Annotated in this window: 13 protein-coding genes; all 13 read left to right on the top strand. The window is 46.7% G+C overall.

Features of this window, described 5'->3' with window-relative positions; genetic code table 11:
* Positions 1 to 51: 51 nt before the first annotated feature.
* The 13 genes from L5M49_RS15695 to tilS all read left to right on the top strand — a co-directional run bounded on the left by L5M49_RS15695 (position 52) and on the right by tilS (position 16,879).
* Positions 52 to 879: an isoprenyl transferase gene (locus tag L5M49_RS15695; RefSeq protein WP_212600030.1), complete on the top strand. Its 828-nt coding sequence runs from the start codon at positions 52 to 54 to the stop codon at positions 877 to 879.
* A 20-nt stretch (positions 880 to 899) separates the two neighbouring features.
* Positions 900 to 1,757, top strand: coding sequence for a phosphatidate cytidylyltransferase (locus tag L5M49_RS15690; RefSeq protein ID WP_263266385.1), 858 nt, complete (start codon positions 900 to 902; stop codon positions 1,755 to 1,757).
* Positions 1,758 to 1,761: 4 nt separating this feature from the next.
* Positions 1,762 to 2,952: a 1-deoxy-D-xylulose-5-phosphate reductoisomerase gene (gene ispC, locus L5M49_RS15685; RefSeq protein ID WP_263266384.1), complete on the top strand. Its 1,191-nt coding sequence runs from the start codon at positions 1,762 to 1,764 to the stop codon at positions 2,950 to 2,952.
* Positions 2,953 to 2,991: 39 nt separating this feature from the next.
* Positions 2,992 to 4,362 (top strand): sigma E protease regulator RseP, encoded by a 1,371-nt coding sequence (gene rseP, locus L5M49_RS15680; RefSeq protein ID WP_028760602.1) that lies wholly within the window; start codon positions 2,992 to 2,994, stop codon positions 4,360 to 4,362.
* Positions 4,363 to 4,393: 31 nt separating this feature from the next.
* Positions 4,394 to 6,874: an outer membrane protein assembly factor BamA gene (gene bamA / locus L5M49_RS15675; RefSeq protein WP_131523800.1), complete on the top strand. Its 2,481-nt coding sequence runs from the start codon at positions 4,394 to 4,396 to the stop codon at positions 6,872 to 6,874.
* A gap of 64 nt (positions 6,875 to 6,938) precedes the next feature.
* Positions 6,939 to 7,436: an OmpH family outer membrane protein gene (locus L5M49_RS15670; protein WP_028760600.1), complete on the top strand. Its 498-nt coding sequence runs from the start codon at positions 6,939 to 6,941 to the stop codon at positions 7,434 to 7,436.
* Positions 7,437 to 7,439: 3 nt separating this feature from the next.
* Complete coding sequence (lpxD, locus tag L5M49_RS15665) at positions 7,440 to 8,465, top strand: UDP-3-O-(3-hydroxymyristoyl)glucosamine N-acyltransferase (protein ID WP_105249717.1); 1,026 nt, start codon at positions 7,440 to 7,442, stop codon at positions 8,463 to 8,465.
* Between the two features lie 31 nt (positions 8,466 to 8,496).
* The gene (gene fabZ, locus L5M49_RS15660) at positions 8,497 to 8,961 is read left to right on the top strand and encodes a 3-hydroxyacyl-ACP dehydratase FabZ (protein ID WP_006080990.1); all 465 of its coding nucleotides are present in this window, start codon (positions 8,497 to 8,499) and stop codon (positions 8,959 to 8,961) included.
* A complete protein-coding gene (lpxA, locus tag L5M49_RS15655) occupies positions 8,958 to 9,728 on the top strand; it encodes an acyl-ACP--UDP-N-acetylglucosamine O-acyltransferase (RefSeq protein ID WP_028760598.1) in 771 nt (256 codons plus the stop codon). Before fabZ ends, lpxA begins: the two co-directional genes overlap by 4 nt.
* Positions 9,729 to 9,963: 235 nt before the next feature.
* Positions 9,964 to 11,142: a lipid-A-disaccharide synthase gene (lpxB, locus tag L5M49_RS15650; protein WP_263266383.1), complete on the top strand. Its 1,179-nt coding sequence runs from the start codon at positions 9,964 to 9,966 to the stop codon at positions 11,140 to 11,142.
* Positions 11,142 to 11,774 carry a ribonuclease HII gene (rnhB, locus tag L5M49_RS15645; protein WP_219250183.1) on the top strand — a complete coding sequence of 211 codons (633 nt, stop codon included), beginning with the start codon at positions 11,142 to 11,144 and terminating at the stop codon, positions 11,772 to 11,774. The genes lpxB and rnhB overlap by 1 nt, the downstream gene beginning before the upstream one ends.
* Before the next feature lie 150 nt (positions 11,775 to 11,924).
* Positions 11,925 to 15,398, top strand: coding sequence for a DNA polymerase III subunit alpha (gene dnaE, locus L5M49_RS15640; protein WP_263266382.1), 3,474 nt, complete (start codon positions 11,925 to 11,927; stop codon positions 15,396 to 15,398).
* Positions 15,399 to 15,439: 41 nt separating this feature from the next.
* A complete protein-coding gene (gene tilS / locus L5M49_RS15635) occupies positions 15,440 to 16,879 on the top strand; it encodes a tRNA lysidine(34) synthetase TilS (RefSeq protein ID WP_263266381.1) in 1,440 nt (479 codons plus the stop codon).
* Positions 16,880 to 16,996: the final 117 nt, after the last annotated feature.

The following is a 16,996-nucleotide window of genomic DNA, read 5'->3' as shown; positions in this document are numbered from 1 at the left end:
CGTGTAGGGGTATACTACACGGCGTTTGTCTATTTTAAAGGGCTGTATTAGATGTCATCCACAGTGGAACTTGATCCGCACCCTAGGACGAGTGAGAGTGATTTATACACTCAAACGACCTTGCCGGGACAATTACCCGAACTCGTGAAACAGTCGTTACCTAAGCATGTTGCTATTATCATGGATGGCAATGGGCGTTGGGCACAAACCCAAGGTAAACCACGAGTGATGGGACATAAGGCTGGTGTTAAGGCCGTTAGAAGAGCCGTAAGCACTGCAAGCCAATTAGGCATTGAATCGCTAACCTTATTCGCATTTTCTAGCGAGAATTGGCGTAGACCGGATAAAGAAGTCAGCTTGCTGATGGAGTTGTTTTTTACCGTATTACAGCGCGAAATTAAATTGCTGGATAAGAATCAGGTTAAGCTCAACATTATTGGCGATATCAGCCGCTTTTCGGCACGATTACAGAAGCAAATTGCTGCTGCTCAAGAGAAGACATCTCGCAATACTGGCTTGATTCTAAATGTTGCGGCTAACTATGGTGGCCGTTGGGACATACTTCAAGCAGCACAAAAATTAGCGGAAAAGGTCGAAACTGGCGAAATGACCAGCAGTCAGTTCACCGAAGAAGCCTTAAGTGCACATTTGTGCATGCAAAATCAGAGTGAAGTTGATTTAATGATCCGCACGGGCGGGGACTGTCGCATCAGCAATTTTGTGCTGTGGCAGGCGGCCTATGCAGAATTGGTGTTTACCGACACCCTTTGGCCTGATTTCGATGAACAGGCTTTTCATGAAGCGATAGCCATTTTTGCAAGTCGCCAGCGCCGTTTTGGTCTGACTGGAAGTCAGATTGATGAGATGCGTGCATTGTAAAACCTCATGAGGGATTTTTTTTGCTAAAACAACGAATAATAACAGCAACTTGGTTAGTTCCTTTAGTTTTGGGGGCGATATTTTTGCTCCCTGCCAGCTACTTCGCCTGGGCCTTAGTTGCCGTCTTCCTTATCGCAGCAAAGGAATGGGGAAGAATTATCGATAATCAGTGTGATGTCACTCAGTGGAGCTTTACCTTCACAGTTGGTATCTTATTGGTGGCAATTAATCTGATTGTGCCAATTGATGCAGTTTGGTTAAGCCACCAGTTACATCCTATCTATTTGGCCATTCTCTATATTGGTGCATTCTGGTGGTTAGCATCACTATTATTAGTGGTAACTTATCCTAAAAGCGCTAAGTTCTGGCAAAAGAATCCTATGTTTAAGTCCATGTTTGGACAGTTAACCTTAGTGCCTTGTTTTGTTGCTCTTATCACGCTCAAATCCATTAGCTCACAAACTTCACCCTATTACGGCCCAGTATTAGTACTGTTAGTGATGTTGATTGTGTGGGCCGCAGATTCTGGGGCTTACTTCGTCGGTAAAGCGATAGGTAAAACGAAACTGATGCCTGCAGTGAGCCCTGCTAAAACCTTGGAAGGCCTAGTTGGTGGTTTAGTGACGACTATGCTCGTGGTTGCAGGTGTTATGTATTATTCGCCAGAGCAAGAACTGGGTTTGGTTGTGGCAGTGACCTTATTTGTTGCTTTAGTGTCAGCGCTGGGCGATTTATCTGAGAGTATGTTTAAGCGTGCGGCCTGTATTAAAGATTCTGGCACTATTTTGCCCGGTCACGGCGGCGTGCTCGACCGCATCGACAGCCTGACTGCAGCCTTGCCGGTGTTTACCCTGATCTACATTGCATTCTGGATGTAACGCTATGCAAAATATGGTGATTTTGGGTGCTACCGGTTCTATTGGTGCTAGTACCTTAAGCGTGATTTCGACTAATCCATTGGCTTATAGCATCTATGGATTGGTGGCCAATGCGAGCGTTGATAAGATGCTGGCTTTGTGTGTAGTCCATAAACCGAAAGTCGCGCATATGGTGGATGAAGAGGCTGCGAAACAGTTACGCGCCGTTTTACCCGCTGCGCTCAATATCCAAGTCACTACTGGCATGAACGATTTACTCGGTTTAGTGACGGCTACCGAAGTGGATACTGTAATGGCAGCGATTGTCGGGGCGGCAGGGCTAGTACCAACCCTTGAAGCCGTGAAGGCGGGAAAGCGAGTATTACTGGCCAATAAAGAAGCTTTAGTCATGTCGGGTGAGTTGTTTATTGAAGCGACTAAGCGCTCTGGTGCTGTGCTCTTGCCCGTGGACAGTGAGCATAATGCTATCTTTCAATGTTTACCCCTAGAAGTGCAGGCTAACCTCGGCCGTTGCGATTTAGCTGCGTCGGGTATATCCCATATTTTGTTAACCGGTTCTGGCGGACCTTTCCTGCGGTCGGATCTTGCGACACTTGCGGCCATGACGCCTGCCCAAGCCTGTAAACACCCTAATTGGTCCATGGGACCTAAAATCTCTGTTGACTCCGCCACTATGATGAATAAGGGTTTAGAGTTCATTGAGGCGCGGTGGTTGTTTAACACTCAGGCTGAGCAACTTAAAGTGGTTATTCATCCGCAAAGCGTGATCCACTCTATGGTGCAGTACCGTGATGGTTCGGTTATCGCCCAAATGGGTAACCCTGATATGCGCACACCGATTGCCCATTGCATGGCTTATCCGCAAAGAATTCATTCGGGCGTTGAACCTTTAGATTTTTTCAAAGTCGGACAGTTAAGCTTTTATGAACCTGATTTTGAACGTTTCCCCTGTTTGGCTTTGGCTATGGAGGCGTGTGCCCAAGGCCAAGAAGCAACAACCGTATTAAATGCTGCCAATGAGGTCGCTGTTGAAGCATTTTTGCAGGGGCAAATTGGTTTTACGCAAATTGCAAAAGTGAATGAAGCTTGTTTAGTCACTGTGCCTAAACGTCCTATGGGCAGCATAGAAGATATTTTAGCCTTAGATGCGCAAACCCGCGTCTATGCGCGTGAGACATTAGCAAGCATCGCTTAGCAATAGCTGAGTGATTAAATTTATAACGTAAGGAGTGGGATGTTAGATTTTTTATGGAACTTAGGTTCTTTCATCGTTGCACTGGGTCTGTTAATTACTGCCCACGAATACGGCCATTTCTATATCGCGCGACGTTGTGGCGTGAAAGTCGAACGTTTCTCCATTGGTTTTGGTAAGGCTATTTGGCGTCGTGTTGGTAAAGACGGCACTGAATATGTGTTAGCCATGATCCCCCTTGGCGGCTATGTCAAAATGCTCGATGAGCGTGTTGAAGACGTTCCCGATGAATTAAAAGATCAAGCGTTCAATCGTAAAACCGTATGGCAACGTATTGCGATTGTGGCCGCAGGTCCAATTGCTAACTTTATTTTTGCCATCGTTGCCCTGTATTTTATGTATCTGATTGGTGTGCCATCACTTAAGCCTGTGATCACCTCGACGACACCCGGGACTGCTGCTGCGCAAATTCAAATCACAGAGCCAATGCAAATAACGGCCATTTCCGGTCAGGCTGTGCGTAACTGGGAAGAAGTGAATTTAGCTTTAGTCGGCCACATAGGTGATGAAAGTCTGAGTGTATCGCTAACGCCATTGAATGGTTTGCAAGGTTTAGACTCTAGTGCGCGGTCTTATACCTTAGATACGCGTAATTGGCGTTTTGATCCTGAAAAAGAATCCCCGATTACGGCATTAGGGTTAGGGATTTATCGTCCCGAAATCGTCCCCACCATTGCTGCTATTAGTCCTGACAGTGCCGCTGCAAATAGTGAGCTAAAAGTCGGTGACACCTTAGTCGCAATAAATGGTAAAAATTATACCGATTGGCAGGCTTTTGTTGACATTATTCAACATTCTGCCAATGTGCCTGTGAGTTTAACTGTGCGTCGCAATGGCGAACAGTTTAATGTGGCAGTGACACCCTTAAGCAGTAAAAATGCCGATGGCCAAGAGATAGGTATGCTCGGGGTGAGCCCGACCCAAGCACAATGGCCAGACAATATGCGTTTACAACTTGAATATGGACCAATCGATTCTTTCGGTATAGCAGCGGATAAAACATGGCAACTTGTTGCTGTGAGCTTTAAGATGATTGGCAAATTATTTACCGGCGATGTGTCGGTGAAAAACCTGAGTGGACCCATTTCGATCGCACAGGGTGCGGGCAGTAGTGCAAACTATGGCTTGGTCTATTTTCTCGGGTTCCTCGCGCTCATCAGCGTCAATTTAGGCATCATTAACTTGCTGCCTTTACCTGTGCTTGATGGGGGACACCTGCTGTATTACTTTATTGAAGTAATAACTGGTAAACCTGTACCTGAAAAGGTGCAGGAAATAGGATTCAGATTTGGGGCAGCAATACTGCTGATGTTGATGAGCGTTGCGCTTTTCAATGATTTTGCCCGACTCTGAGCAAGGACAGACTAATAATTAGAAGTGCTCTATGAGATTGAATAAACTTTTTGCCTCGATGTTATTCGTCGGTGCGTCGTTTTCAGGGACTGTGTTGGCTGATACTTTCCAACCGTTTGAAGTGACCGACATCCAAGTTGAAGGTTTGCAACGAGTTGCACTCGGTGCTGCCTTGTTAAGCTTACCAGTAAAAGTAGGTGACACTGTTGACCAGTTAAGAATCCAGCAAGCGATTAAAAGCTTGTATGCATCGACTAACTTTGAAAATGTCTCCGTGAGCCGAGATGGCGGTGTATTAGTGGTGAAAGTCACTGAACGTCCAACTATCAGTGCCGTGACATTCGATGGCAACAAAGACATTAAAGACGAACAGTTACAGGAAAGTCTGGACGGTTCTGGCGTTAAAGTCGGTGAGTCGCTCGATCGTACTATGTTGACTGGTATTGAAAAGGGTCTGCAGGATTTCTACTACGGCGTGGGTAAATACGGCGCGAAAGTGGAAGCCCAAGTGATTAACTTACCCCGTAATCGGGTTGAGCTGAAATTTAAGTTTACCGAAGGTTTAGCGGCCGAAATCCGCCAAATTAACGTGGTCGGTAACAAAGAGTTCACCGATGCTGAACTGATCGGCATGTTGGAACTTAAAGATTATGTGGCTTGGTGGGATCTGTTTGGTGAGCGTCGTTATCAGAAGCAAAAACTGCAGGCCGATCTCGAGACCATCAAAACCTATTATCACAATAAAGGTTATATCCGCTTCGAAGTCACCTCGACTCAAGTGGCTATGACGCCTGACCGTAAAGGTTTATATATCACCATTAACGTAGATGAAGGTGAGAAATATAAAGTTAAAGAAGTAAACCTGACGGGTGATTTGATGGGCCGTGAAGAGTTGATGAAATCAATTCTGCCAATCAAAGCGGGTGATATGTACAACGGCGGTGATGTGACTTTCACCGAAGAAATGTACAGCAAGTATCTAGGCCGCTTCGGTTATGCTTACCCTGAAGTGAAAACCTACCCTGAAATTGATGATAAGACTAAAGAAGTCACCTTAAACATCAATGTTAAACCGGGTAAACGTGTTTACGTACGGGCGATTAACTTCACTGGTAACACAGTGACTAAAGATGAAGTGATGCGCCGTGAGCTGCGTCAGATGGAAGGGGCTTGGTTAAACTCAGCGCAAGTTGAGCAATCTAAAGCGCGTCTTAACCGTCTGGGCTTCTTCGAAACCGTTGACACTGAAACCATTCAAGTGCCAGGTACCGATGATTTAGTCGATGTTGCGGTTAAAGTGAAAGAGCAGCCGTCGGGCTCATTTAACGCGGGTGTCGGTTATGGTACTGAATCAGGCCTGAGCTTGCAGTTTGGTGTGCAGCAAAACAACTTCTTAGGCACAGGTAATCAAGCGGGTATTAGCTTGAGCACCAACAAGTACTCTAAAAACGTTAACTTATCCTATACCGATCCGTACTGGACAAAAGACGGTGTGAGTTTAGGCGGGAGCGTTTATTGGAGTGAGTTTGACGCCAATGAAGCTAACTTAGAACGCTATAAAAACAGTTCGTATGGTGTGGCGCTTAACTCGGGTTTCCCGATTAACGAATACAACCGTATCAATGGTGGTATTGGCTATCGTCACAACACGATTTCTGAGATCTCAGCTTATGAGCAGGCGCTGCGTTTCTATAACATCTATCGTGATGACGATCCAAACGCGGACTTAAGTTTCGATAACTTCGAACTCAGCCTGGGCTGGTATCGTAGCACCTTGAACCGTGGCACTTTCCCAACAGATGGCTCGTCCCAGCGTCTGAACGGCAAAATGACTTCGCCAGGGTCTGATTTACAGTATTTTAAGACAGACTTTGACACTAACTACTATTTCCCTGTTAACCGCAGTCAGAGCGTTGTGCTCTTGGCCCGTGGTCGATTAGGTTATGGTAACGGTTATGGTCAATTTAATGATAATGACCAAATTTTACCTTTCTGGGAAAACTATTACTCAGGTGGTAGTAGCTCGCTACGTGGCTTTAAGTCGAACTCTGTAGGTCCACGTTCATTCTATCTCTATCGAGGTAGTGAGCCGTGTGCACCGGATCCATCGGGCGATGGCTGTAGCTTGCCTGGCGATCCTAATAGTATCCAAGTCAGTTCTGGCCGCTCTATCGGTGGTAATGCCCTTGCAACGGCAAGTATGGAGTTGATTGTACCAACCCCATTCCTGGATGAGGCTTACACTAACTCAGTTCGTACTAGCTTCTTCGTCGATGCGGGTAACGTCTGGGATACTGAGTTTGATTACGAGTCATATCAAACACTTCCGGCGGACGAGTTTGCTAAGTTACAAGACTATAGTGATCCAGCTCGCCTGCGCGCCTCTTGGGGCTTGAGTGTGCAATGGTTATCACCTATGGGACCTATGGTGTTCAGCTTGGCGTGGCCGCTTAAAGAATATGAAGGTGACCAAACGGAGATCTTCTCTTTCAATATTGGCAAAACTTTTTAAAAGGCATACACTCGGCAAGTTTTGCTGACAATAACAAGGTAACAAGGAGTTTATTTTGAACAAGATGGTAAATTGCGCGCTGATGACGTTAGTTTTGTTAGGCGCGCCGTTAGTGGCACATGCTGAGAAAATTGCCGTAGTGGATATGGGCGCTGTGTTTGAACAGCTCCCACAACGTGAACAGATCTCTCAATCTCTGAAGAAAGAGTTTGGTGATCGCGTAGCTGATGTCCAAAAAATGCAAGAAGAAATGCGTTCTCTGATGGAGAAACAGCAACGTGATGGTGCATTAATGAACGATGCACAAAAAACTGAGCTGGTTCGTAAAATGGAATCGCTAAAATCTGAATATCAGTTAAAAGGCAAAGCATTGGATGAAGACCTACGTCGTCGCCAAGGTGAAGAGCAAAATAAACTGTTAGTTAAAGTGCAAAAAGCCATCAACACTATCGCTGAAAAAGACCAATATGATTTGGTATTACAACGTGGTGCTGTCATTTATGTTAAGCCTAACGCTGACATCAGTGGCAAAGTGGTTGAAGCCTTAAGCAAAGGCAAGTAATAGATGAATAGTGTGACTTTAAAAGAGCTATGCCTGTTATTAGACGGTGATATCCAAGGCGACGAAACGCTAATTATTAATAGTGTGGCGACCTTAGAAAATGCCAAGGCGGGTCAGATCTCTTTTTTAGCCAACAGTAAATACCGCTCTCAGCTTGAGGCAACTCAAGCGAGTGCGGTGTTATTGTCAGCTAAAGATGCGCAGGATTATCAAGGTACTGCGTTAATTGTAAAAGATCCATATGTCGGTTTTGCTCGTGTTGCTCAGTATTTGGACACTACACCCAAAGCGGCGGTGGGTATCCATCCTTCGGCACAAATTGATCCTTCAGCTCATTTAGGGGAAGGTGTCGCTATTGGCGCGAATGCTGTGATTGGTGCGAACGTCATTTTAGGTGAAAATGTGCAGATTGGTGCCGGTGTTGTGCTGGGACAAGATGTGGTTATTGGCTCAAAAACACGTTTGTGGGCTAATGTCACCGTCTATCACGATGTGCATTTAGGACAGGATTGTATTATCCATTCGGGTGCCGTATTAGGCTCAGATGGTTTTGGTTATGCTAACGAACGTGGTCAGTGGATTAAAATTCCGCAGACAGGTGGCGTGCGTATTGGCGATCGGGTTGAGATTGGTGCTAATTCAACGGTAGATCGTGGGGCATTAGGCCATACAGAGATCCACGACGGTGTGATTATTGATAACCAAGTACAAATTGCCCATAACGATATAATCGGCGAAAATACTGCTATTGCAGGCAGTACTACTGTCGCAGGCAGTGTCACTATTGGTAAATATTGTATTATTGGCGGTAGCTGTGCCATCGCAGGTCATTTGAGCATAGCCGATGGAGTGCATGTGTCTGGTGCTACCAATATCACCACTAATATGCGTGAGCCTGGCTTATACTCTTCTGCTACAGTGGCAATGGACAATAAACTTTGGCGTAAAAATACAGTTCGTTTCCGTCAGTTAGATGAACTGTTCCAGCGTGTTAAAACGTTGGAAAAAAATTTAAAAACACCAGATTAATTGCCCCAAGGCAATTTGAGGAACTCGGTTCGTGTCTAATCAAATGAACACTATGGATATTAAAGAAATACTTAAATATCTACCCCATAGATATCCATTCCTATTGATCGATCGTGTGCTTGATTACACTCCTGGTGTTAGTCTGCAGGCGATCAAAAACGTTTCAATAAATGAGCCATTTTTTCAGGGGCATTTCCCGATACAACCTGTAATGCCAGGTGTGCTTATTTTAGAAGCTATGGCACAGGCAACTGGCCTGTTAGCCTTTAAAACGATGAGTAGTGATGTACCACCACCAGGTGTGTTGTATTACTTTGCTGGTATCGATAATGCGCGTTTTAGACGTGTGGTTGAGCCAGGAGATCAAATTCATTTTGATGTCAAAATGATTAAAGAGCGCCGCGGGATTGGCGTTTTCTACGGTGAGGCCAAAGTGGATGGTGAAGTGGTTTGTTCCGCTGAAATCATGTGTGCCCGCAGAGAGATTAGTCAGTGATAGATACATTAGCGTTTGTGCATCCCGATGCAAAAATTGGCAATAACGTCACTATTGGCCCTTGGACCTATATCGGTGCGGGCGTCGAAATTGGTGATGATTGTTGGTTGAGTTCCCATGTGGTGGTCAAAGGCCCAACGATTATCGGCAAAGGGAATCGTATTTTTCAATTCGCCTCCGTTGGTGAAGAATGCCAAGACAAAAAGTACGCTGGCGAGCCGACACGACTGATAATTGGTGACAATAATGTGATCCGTGAAAATGTGACCATTCACCGTGGTACAGTTCAAGATAACAGTGAAACCCGTATTGGGTCGAATAACCTGTTTATGAACTATGTGCATATCGCCCATGACTGTGTGGTCGGCGACAATGTCATCATGGCGAATAACGCATCTATTGCAGGTCACGTGCACGTCGGTGACTGGGCGATTTTAGGCGGTATGACAGGCGTACATCAGTTTGTGCATATTGGTGCCCATGCGTTTACTGCCGGTTGTTCTTTAGTTTTGCAGGATGTGCCTCCTTTTGTGATGGCAGCGGGTCAACCGACAGTGCCTCGCGGCTTAAACAGCGAAGGTATGAAGCGTCGCGGTTTTTCTAAAGAAAGCCAGTTAGCCGTGCGTCGTGCTTATAAAACGTTATATCGTAGTAGCTTAACGGTAGAAGAAGCGATTGAAGCATTAGCTGAAGATGCGCAGAACGATGAGCAAGTCAAATTACTGCTTGAGTTTGTAAAGTCATCGAGTCGCGGCATTATTCGCTAACTTGATGACCACATGACAACAAAAGGGCATTTTTATGCCCTTTTGTATTATTGGTTTAAGCCTTTTTTGTGGTAGCCGTTAAAAATGTGTTTATTCATCAATGCATTCGACCATAAATGAGCTTAGTCATTAATTGAATCATTAACTTAACATAAGTGTAGGCTTGGAACGATGCATTTTAGGTGCGGTTTACCTCTTCATCCAATGCCATTAATTCATGAGACGTGATTGGTTTATGAGCAATAAAACTCCATTAGTGTTTGCCATGGTTGCCGGAGAACTCTCAGGCGATATTTTAGGTGCAGGTTTAATGGCTGCGCTGCAAAAGACCCATCCCGATGCGCGCTTTGTCGGTATCGGTGGACCCCGCATGGAAGCCCTCGGCTTCAAATCCCTGTTTGCGATGGAAGAACTCGCAGTGATGGGAATCGTTGAAGTGTTATCCCGTCTACCTCGCTTATTAAAAGTGCGGTCATCCTTGATTAAAGAGATCACCACGCTTAAGCCCGATTGTTTTATTGGTATAGATGCACCGGATTTTAATATAGGCCTCGAGCTTAAACTCAAAGCGTGCGGTATTAAAACCGTTCATTATGTGAGCCCATCCGTGTGGGCATGGCGCCCCAAACGTATATTCAAAATCGCGAAGGCGACCCATATGGTGTTGTCGCTATTGCCATTTGAGAAAGCTTTTTATGACAAGCATCAAGTACCTTGTACCTTTGTGGGTCATACCTTAGCGGATGATATTCCGTTGCGAAGCGATAAAGCGGCGGCGCGCCAGTTACTTGAACTCGATGCCGATGCAGAATATTTAGCGATTCTACCGGGATCCCGTGGTGGCGAGTTAAAGCAACTGGCTGAGCCTTTCGTGAAGGCGGCTTTACTGATTAAACAGAACTTCCCTGATATACGTTTTGTTACGCCACTGGTCAATCAAAAACGCCGTGAGCAATTTGAGCAAGCGCTGAAGGATTTTGCTCCGGATCTCGAAATTCATATGGTCGAAGGTCAGTCGCGCGAAGTCATGGCGGCTGCCGATGGCATTTTATTAGCATCAGGCACCGCGACGTTAGAAGCCATGTTGGTTAAGCGTCCAATGGTGGTGGCTTATCGTGTTAGCCCTATGACCTATTGGATTGCTAAGCGCATGATGCAGGTCGAGCGTTTCTCGTTACCGAATCTACTGGCTGGAAAAGATCTCGTCCCTGAGCTCATTCAAGAAGATTGCACGCCAGAGAAAATAGCTGCGGCGGTCACAGTCGAGTTAAATCGAGATTTTACGCCGCTCAAAGCTGAGTTTGATGCCCTGCACCAAGTGTTACGCCGTGATGCGAGCTTAAAAGCCGCTGAAGCGGTAATGGCACTGGTTGAGTCTAAACCAAGTCATGCTAAAACGCAGGAGGCTAACTAGTGGCAACTTTTAAAAGTTTAACTGACGCCGATTTGCTGACCTTTTCGACGGGTTTGATTGCTGGTGTGGATGAAGTCGGCCGTGGGCCTTTAGTTGGTGATGTGGTGACTGCGGCTGTGATTTTAGATCCAAACAAGCCCATCAGTGGTCTGAATGATTCCAAGAAACTCAGTGAGAAGCGCCGCGAAGCTTTGTTTGATGAGATTTGTGAAAAAGCCCTGTGTTATCACGTGGGCCGCGCAAGTCCTGCTGAAATCGATACGCTTAATATCTTGCATGCCACTATGTTGGCAATGCAGCGCGCGGTTGCAGGGCTTAAGATTGCGCCTGCGTTGGTGTTAGTCGATGGCAATCGCAGTCCGGCATTTGTTGCCCATAATGGCGTCTCGCTTACCAGTCACAGCATCATTAAAGGTGATGGTTTAATTGCCAGTATTAGTGCCGCATCGATTATCGCCAAAGTGACGCGGGATCGTGAGATGGATGTGCTCGATGCTGCTTATCCGCAATACGGTTTTGCTAAGCATAAGGGCTATCCGACTAAGGCGCATTTTGAGGCCATCGCCGAACATGGGGTATTTGACCAATATCGTAAAAGTTTTAAACCCGTCAAGGCATTACTGGGACTGTAAGTTGTGCTCCCAAGCCACCTGAAGATACGAGTTTCAGGTTGTTTGGGTATAAGTTCCCGTTATCCAGCAAAGTCACTGGCTCTGGCTGCGTGACTTTGTTAGTCTGCTTTCTAGTTATTGTTAACCTGCTATTCAAAGATAATCCTAATTATGTCCGATCCTCGTTTTGTGCATCTTCGTGTCCACAGTGACTTCTCTATGACCGATGGCGTGGCCAAGGTCAAGCCTATTTTGGCGCAGGTGGAAGCGCAGGGAATGGCCGCGGTCGCCTTGACTGACCAAAATAACTTTTGTGGTTTGGTGAAGTTTTACAGTGGTTGCCATGGTGCGGGGATTAAGCCGATTATTGGTGCCGATTTTTGGATGCAAGTGCCTGGATTTGAAGGTGAATTATGCGCCTTAACCATCATTGCGATGAACAATGTCGGTTATCAGAATCTGACCCAAATCATCAGTCAAGCCTATTTGCGTGGCCAAGTGGCCGGCCGTGTAGTGATAGACCAAGAGTGGTTACTCACTTATAACGAAGGCATTTTGCTGTTATCGGGCGCCAAAGAAGGCGATCTGGGTAAGGCACTGCTCAAGGGCAATTGCACACAAGTCGAATCTTTATGCGACTTTTATCAGACCCATTTCACTGACCGTTATTTCCTCGAACTTATCCGCACAGGTCGCCCCGATGAAGAGCGTTATCTGCATATGGCGGTGGCCTTAGCGCAGGAGAAGGGCATCCCTGTTGTGGCGACCAATCAGGTGGTGTTTCTTAAACCCGAAGATTTTGATGCCCATGAAATTCGGGTGGCAATTCACGATGGCTTTACCCTTGCCGATCCTCGTCGACCTAAAAAATACAGTGAACAGCAGTATTTGCGTAGCGAAGAGGAAATGTGTGAACTATTCGCCGACATTCCTGCGGCGTTGTCGAACAGTGTCGAAATCGCTAAACGCTGTAATGTAACGATCCGTTTATACGAATATTTCCTGCCCAACTTCCCGACGGGCGATATGTCCATCGAAGACTTTCTGGTCGACTGTTCGAAGAAGGGTCTTGAAGAGCGGCTCGAGTTTTTGTTCCCTGATCCTGAGGTGCGCGCCGAGAAACGCGGCGAATACGATGAGCGCCTCGACATTGAACTTAAAGTGATCAACCAGATGGGGTTCCCAGGTTACTTCTTGATCGTAATGGAGTTCATTCAATGGGGTAAAGATAACGGTATTCCAGTCGGGCCTGGTCGTGGCTCGGGCGCGGGTTCACTCGTGGCCTATGCGCTTAAGATTACCGACTTAGACCCATTGGAATTTGACTTACTGTTCGAGCGATTCCTCAACCCTGAGCGGGTTTCTATGCCCGACTTTGACGTCGACTTTTGCATGGATAGACGTGATGAAGTGATCGACCATGTGGCCGAATTGTACGGCCGCGAAGCGGTATCGCAAATCATCACCTTCGGAACTATGGCGGCAAAAGCGGTTATTCGTGACGTTGGCCGTGTGCTGGGTCATCCCTATGGCTTCGTTGACCGAATTTCTAAACTCATTCCACCAGAACCTGGGATGACGCTGGCGAAAGCGTTTGAGGTCGAGCCAGCCCTGCAAGAATCCTATGATGCCGATGAAGACGTAAAAGATCTGATCGACATGTGTCGCAAGCTCGAAGGTGTGACGCGTAACGCGGGTAAACACGCGGGTGGTGTGGTGATTGCACCAACTAAAATTACCGATTTTGCGCCGCTCTATTGCGACGCTGAAGGTAAAAACCCAGTAACACAATTCGATAAAAACGACGTCGAAACCGCAGGTTTAGTTAAATTCGACTTTTTGGGTTTACGTACTTTGACAATCATCGACTGGGCACTGGAGATGGTGAACAAGGTCGAGGTCAAAAACGGTCGCCCACCTGTGCGTATCGAAGCGATTCCGTTAACGGATGCTGCATCTTTCCGCTTGTTGCAAAAATATGAAACCACAGCGGTATTCCAGTTGGAATCCCGCGGTATGAAGGATTTGATTAAACGTCTGCAGCCCGACTGTTTCGAAGACATGATCGCACTGGTGGCATTGTTCCGCCCTGGGCCTTTGCAATCGGGCATGGTAGATAACTTCATCGAGCGTAAGCATGGGCGCGAGGAAGTATCGTATCCCGATTCTCAGTACCAGCATGAATCCTTAAAAGAACTGTTATCACCGACCTACGGCATTATTCTGTATCAAGAGCAAGTGATGCAGATTGCACAGGTGTTATCGGGTTACACCCTTGGCGGCGCCGACATGTTGCGCCGTGCTATGGGTAAGAAAAAGCCCGAAGAGATGGCCAAGCAGCGCAGTATCTTTAAAGAGGGCGCAATCAATAACGGTGTCGACGGCGACTTGTCGATGAAGATCTTCGACTTAGTGGAAAAGTTCGCCGGCTACGGTTTTAACAAATCTCACTCAGCCGCCTATGCGCTTGTGTCTTATCAGACCTTATGGCTAAAAACCCATTATCCTTCGCAGTTTATGGCGGCGGTAATGTCGGCCGATATGGACAACACAGATAAAATTGTGACTTTGGTCGATGAATGTGAGCGTATGGGGCTACCGCTCATTCCTCCGGATGTGAACAAAGGCTTGTTCAAATTTACCGTCGATGATGATTTGCGCATCGTTTATGGCATTGGCGCCATTAAAGGCGTGGGTGAAGGTCCAGTTGAATCGATTTTAGAGGCGCGTAAAGATGGCCCCTTCGTGGATCTATTCGATTTCTGTGCCCGTATTGATTTGAAAAAGCTCAATAAGCGCGTGATTGAAAAGCTGATCTGCGCGGGCGCACTCGATACTCTAGGGCCGCATCGTGCGTCTATGATGGCAACCTTGCCCGAAGCGATTCGCGCTGCTGATCAACATGCCAAAGCCGAGGCGATTGGCCAACACGATATGTTTGGTTTGCTCAACAGTGAACCCGAAGACAGTAAGCAGCAGTTTGTCGAATGTACCCCATGGCCAGATAAAATTTGGCTCGAAGGCGAGCGCGAAACCTTAGGCTTGTATTTGACCGGTCATCCGATCAATCAATATTTAAAAGAGCTGAAGCATTACACGTCCGGTCGCTTGAAAGATGTGCATCCCACCGAACGCGGTAAAACCGCTAAGGCTGCGGGTTTAGTGGTGGCAACGCGAGTGATGCTGACCAAGCGCGGCTCGAAAATGGGTCTGTTGACGCTCGATGATAAGAGCGCACGTCTCGAAATCATGTTGTTTACCGAAGCCTTTGAAAAGTTTAATCATCTGCTGGAGAAAGACCGCATCCTCATTTGTGAAGGTGAGGTGAGTTACGATGATTTTGCCGGCGGCAACCGTATGACGGCGCGTAACATCATCGATATCAGTGAGGCGCGCAGCCACTTTGCCAAGGCGCTGGAAATTGATATGGATGGCAGCGAGTTAACGCCATCGGCGTTAGACACTTTCGAGCAAGCCCTAAGCCCGTGGCGTAACGGCGCTGTGCCTGTGGTGATCAATTACACTCAAGCTCAAGCCAAAGGTCAGTTTAGGTTAGCCGATGCTTGGCGAGTCAATCCGACCGATGACTTGATGCTCTCGCTCGAATCGCTGCTCGGGCCAAACAAGGTGCGAATTTTATTCTAATGTTGGTGAATGTCTTAGGTGCAAACAGATGAAGTTAACTTATGTCAGTTAAGCTTGACGAAGCGTCGACTGCTGGCGATCTCAGCGCGCATATCTGTGATTTTTTGGCTGCGCAATCCTTAGCGCCTGACAGCAAGTTAGTACTGGCTTACAGTGGTGGGGTTGATTCCGAAGTCTTGGCCTTTGGTTTAAGCCAGTTTGCACGGCAACATCCGGAGTTTAATTATCAGCTAGTGTATGTACACCATGGCCTAAGCAATAACGCTGAGGCTTGGGCACAGCATTGCCTTGAGCGGGGCCAGTATTACGACCTGCCCGTGACGGTTGAGCGAGTCGCGGTTAATCGTGGACCAAGATTGAGCCTTGAAGCCGAAGCTCGAAAAGTCCGTTATCAAGCGATTGAACGGCATTTAAGCGAAAATGATGTGTTGTTGACAGCTCACCATGAAGACGATCAGCTCGAGACTATCTTACTGGCGCTGAAACGTGGACAAGGACCAAAAGGATTGGCGGCCATGGGACAAGTTCAAGCATTAGCACAAGGCAAACAATTGCGGCCGTTATTGGATATCAGCCGTGAGCAAATTGAAGCCTACGCAAAACAGCAAGGCTTAGTGCATATCGAAGATGAAAGTAATCAAGACGATAAGTACGATCGAAATTTTTTACGCTTAGAAATCATTCCCCGCTTAAAAGCGCGTTGGCCGAGTATTGCGACAACCGCGAGTCGCAGTGCGGCATTGTGCGCCGAACAACAGGCGACGCTGGATTTACAGGTGAGTGAACGTTTACCTTTATGGTTAACCCAAGCGCCTTACCATACTCAAAGTGTATTCAAGCTCGATGGTTTTGCCGAACAGTCAGTCGACTGGCAAGCGTTACTCTTACGTGGCTTTATTGAATCCCAAGGTTTTGCTTTGCCCTCAAAGGTGCAGCTTAAGCAAATCATCACTCAGCTTCTTAACGCGAAAGACGATGCTAAAGTGCATATTCGAGTGGGTGAGTGTGAAATCCGTCGCTTTGCTAATCAAGTCTATTTATTCAAGTATCAAGCTCACAAACGTCACACTCAGCCTGTGAGTTGGACCTTACCACAGCATGACTTTATTTCTTTATTACAGGGAGATAGTACCGAATTAGTCGTGTCGCCAGAGGGCTTAGCGAATGGTGAGAAAATTAGGCTGATAGTGACAGAACAAGGTCCCAGAGTCCGTTTACCTTGGCCTGATGAAGTCGTTAGTGTGCGTTATCAACTTGCGGGACAATTTCGCTGCCACCCGCATTCTCGGGGTAAGGGGCGAGAATTAAAGAAACTGTGGCAAGAGTTTGCTATTCCGCCTTGGGTACGCGAAAAGGTGGGGTTTGTGTTTTATGGCGAGCAACTGGTGATAGCAATTGGACTGTGGGTTGAAAAGGGCTTTATTGTTGAGTCGAATGGACTTGGTTTACAGGTGTTTGTTGAGGAAGCAAAGGAATTCTAGTCGAGAGTTAATCTTGGAATATTGGTGTGTTCTAGGAAAGCGAGAGGAGAGTGGAACGCAGCGCGTCAGTTTGATTTAGACCTTTATGGGGTACGCGCTGCGAGTGAGTTATCGCAT

Source organism: Shewanella sp. SM74 (assembly GCF_025653725.1).
Lineage (GTDB): Bacteria > Pseudomonadota > Gammaproteobacteria > Enterobacterales > Shewanellaceae > Shewanella > Shewanella oncorhynchi.
This window is presented reverse-complemented; position numbering and strand designations above follow the sequence as displayed.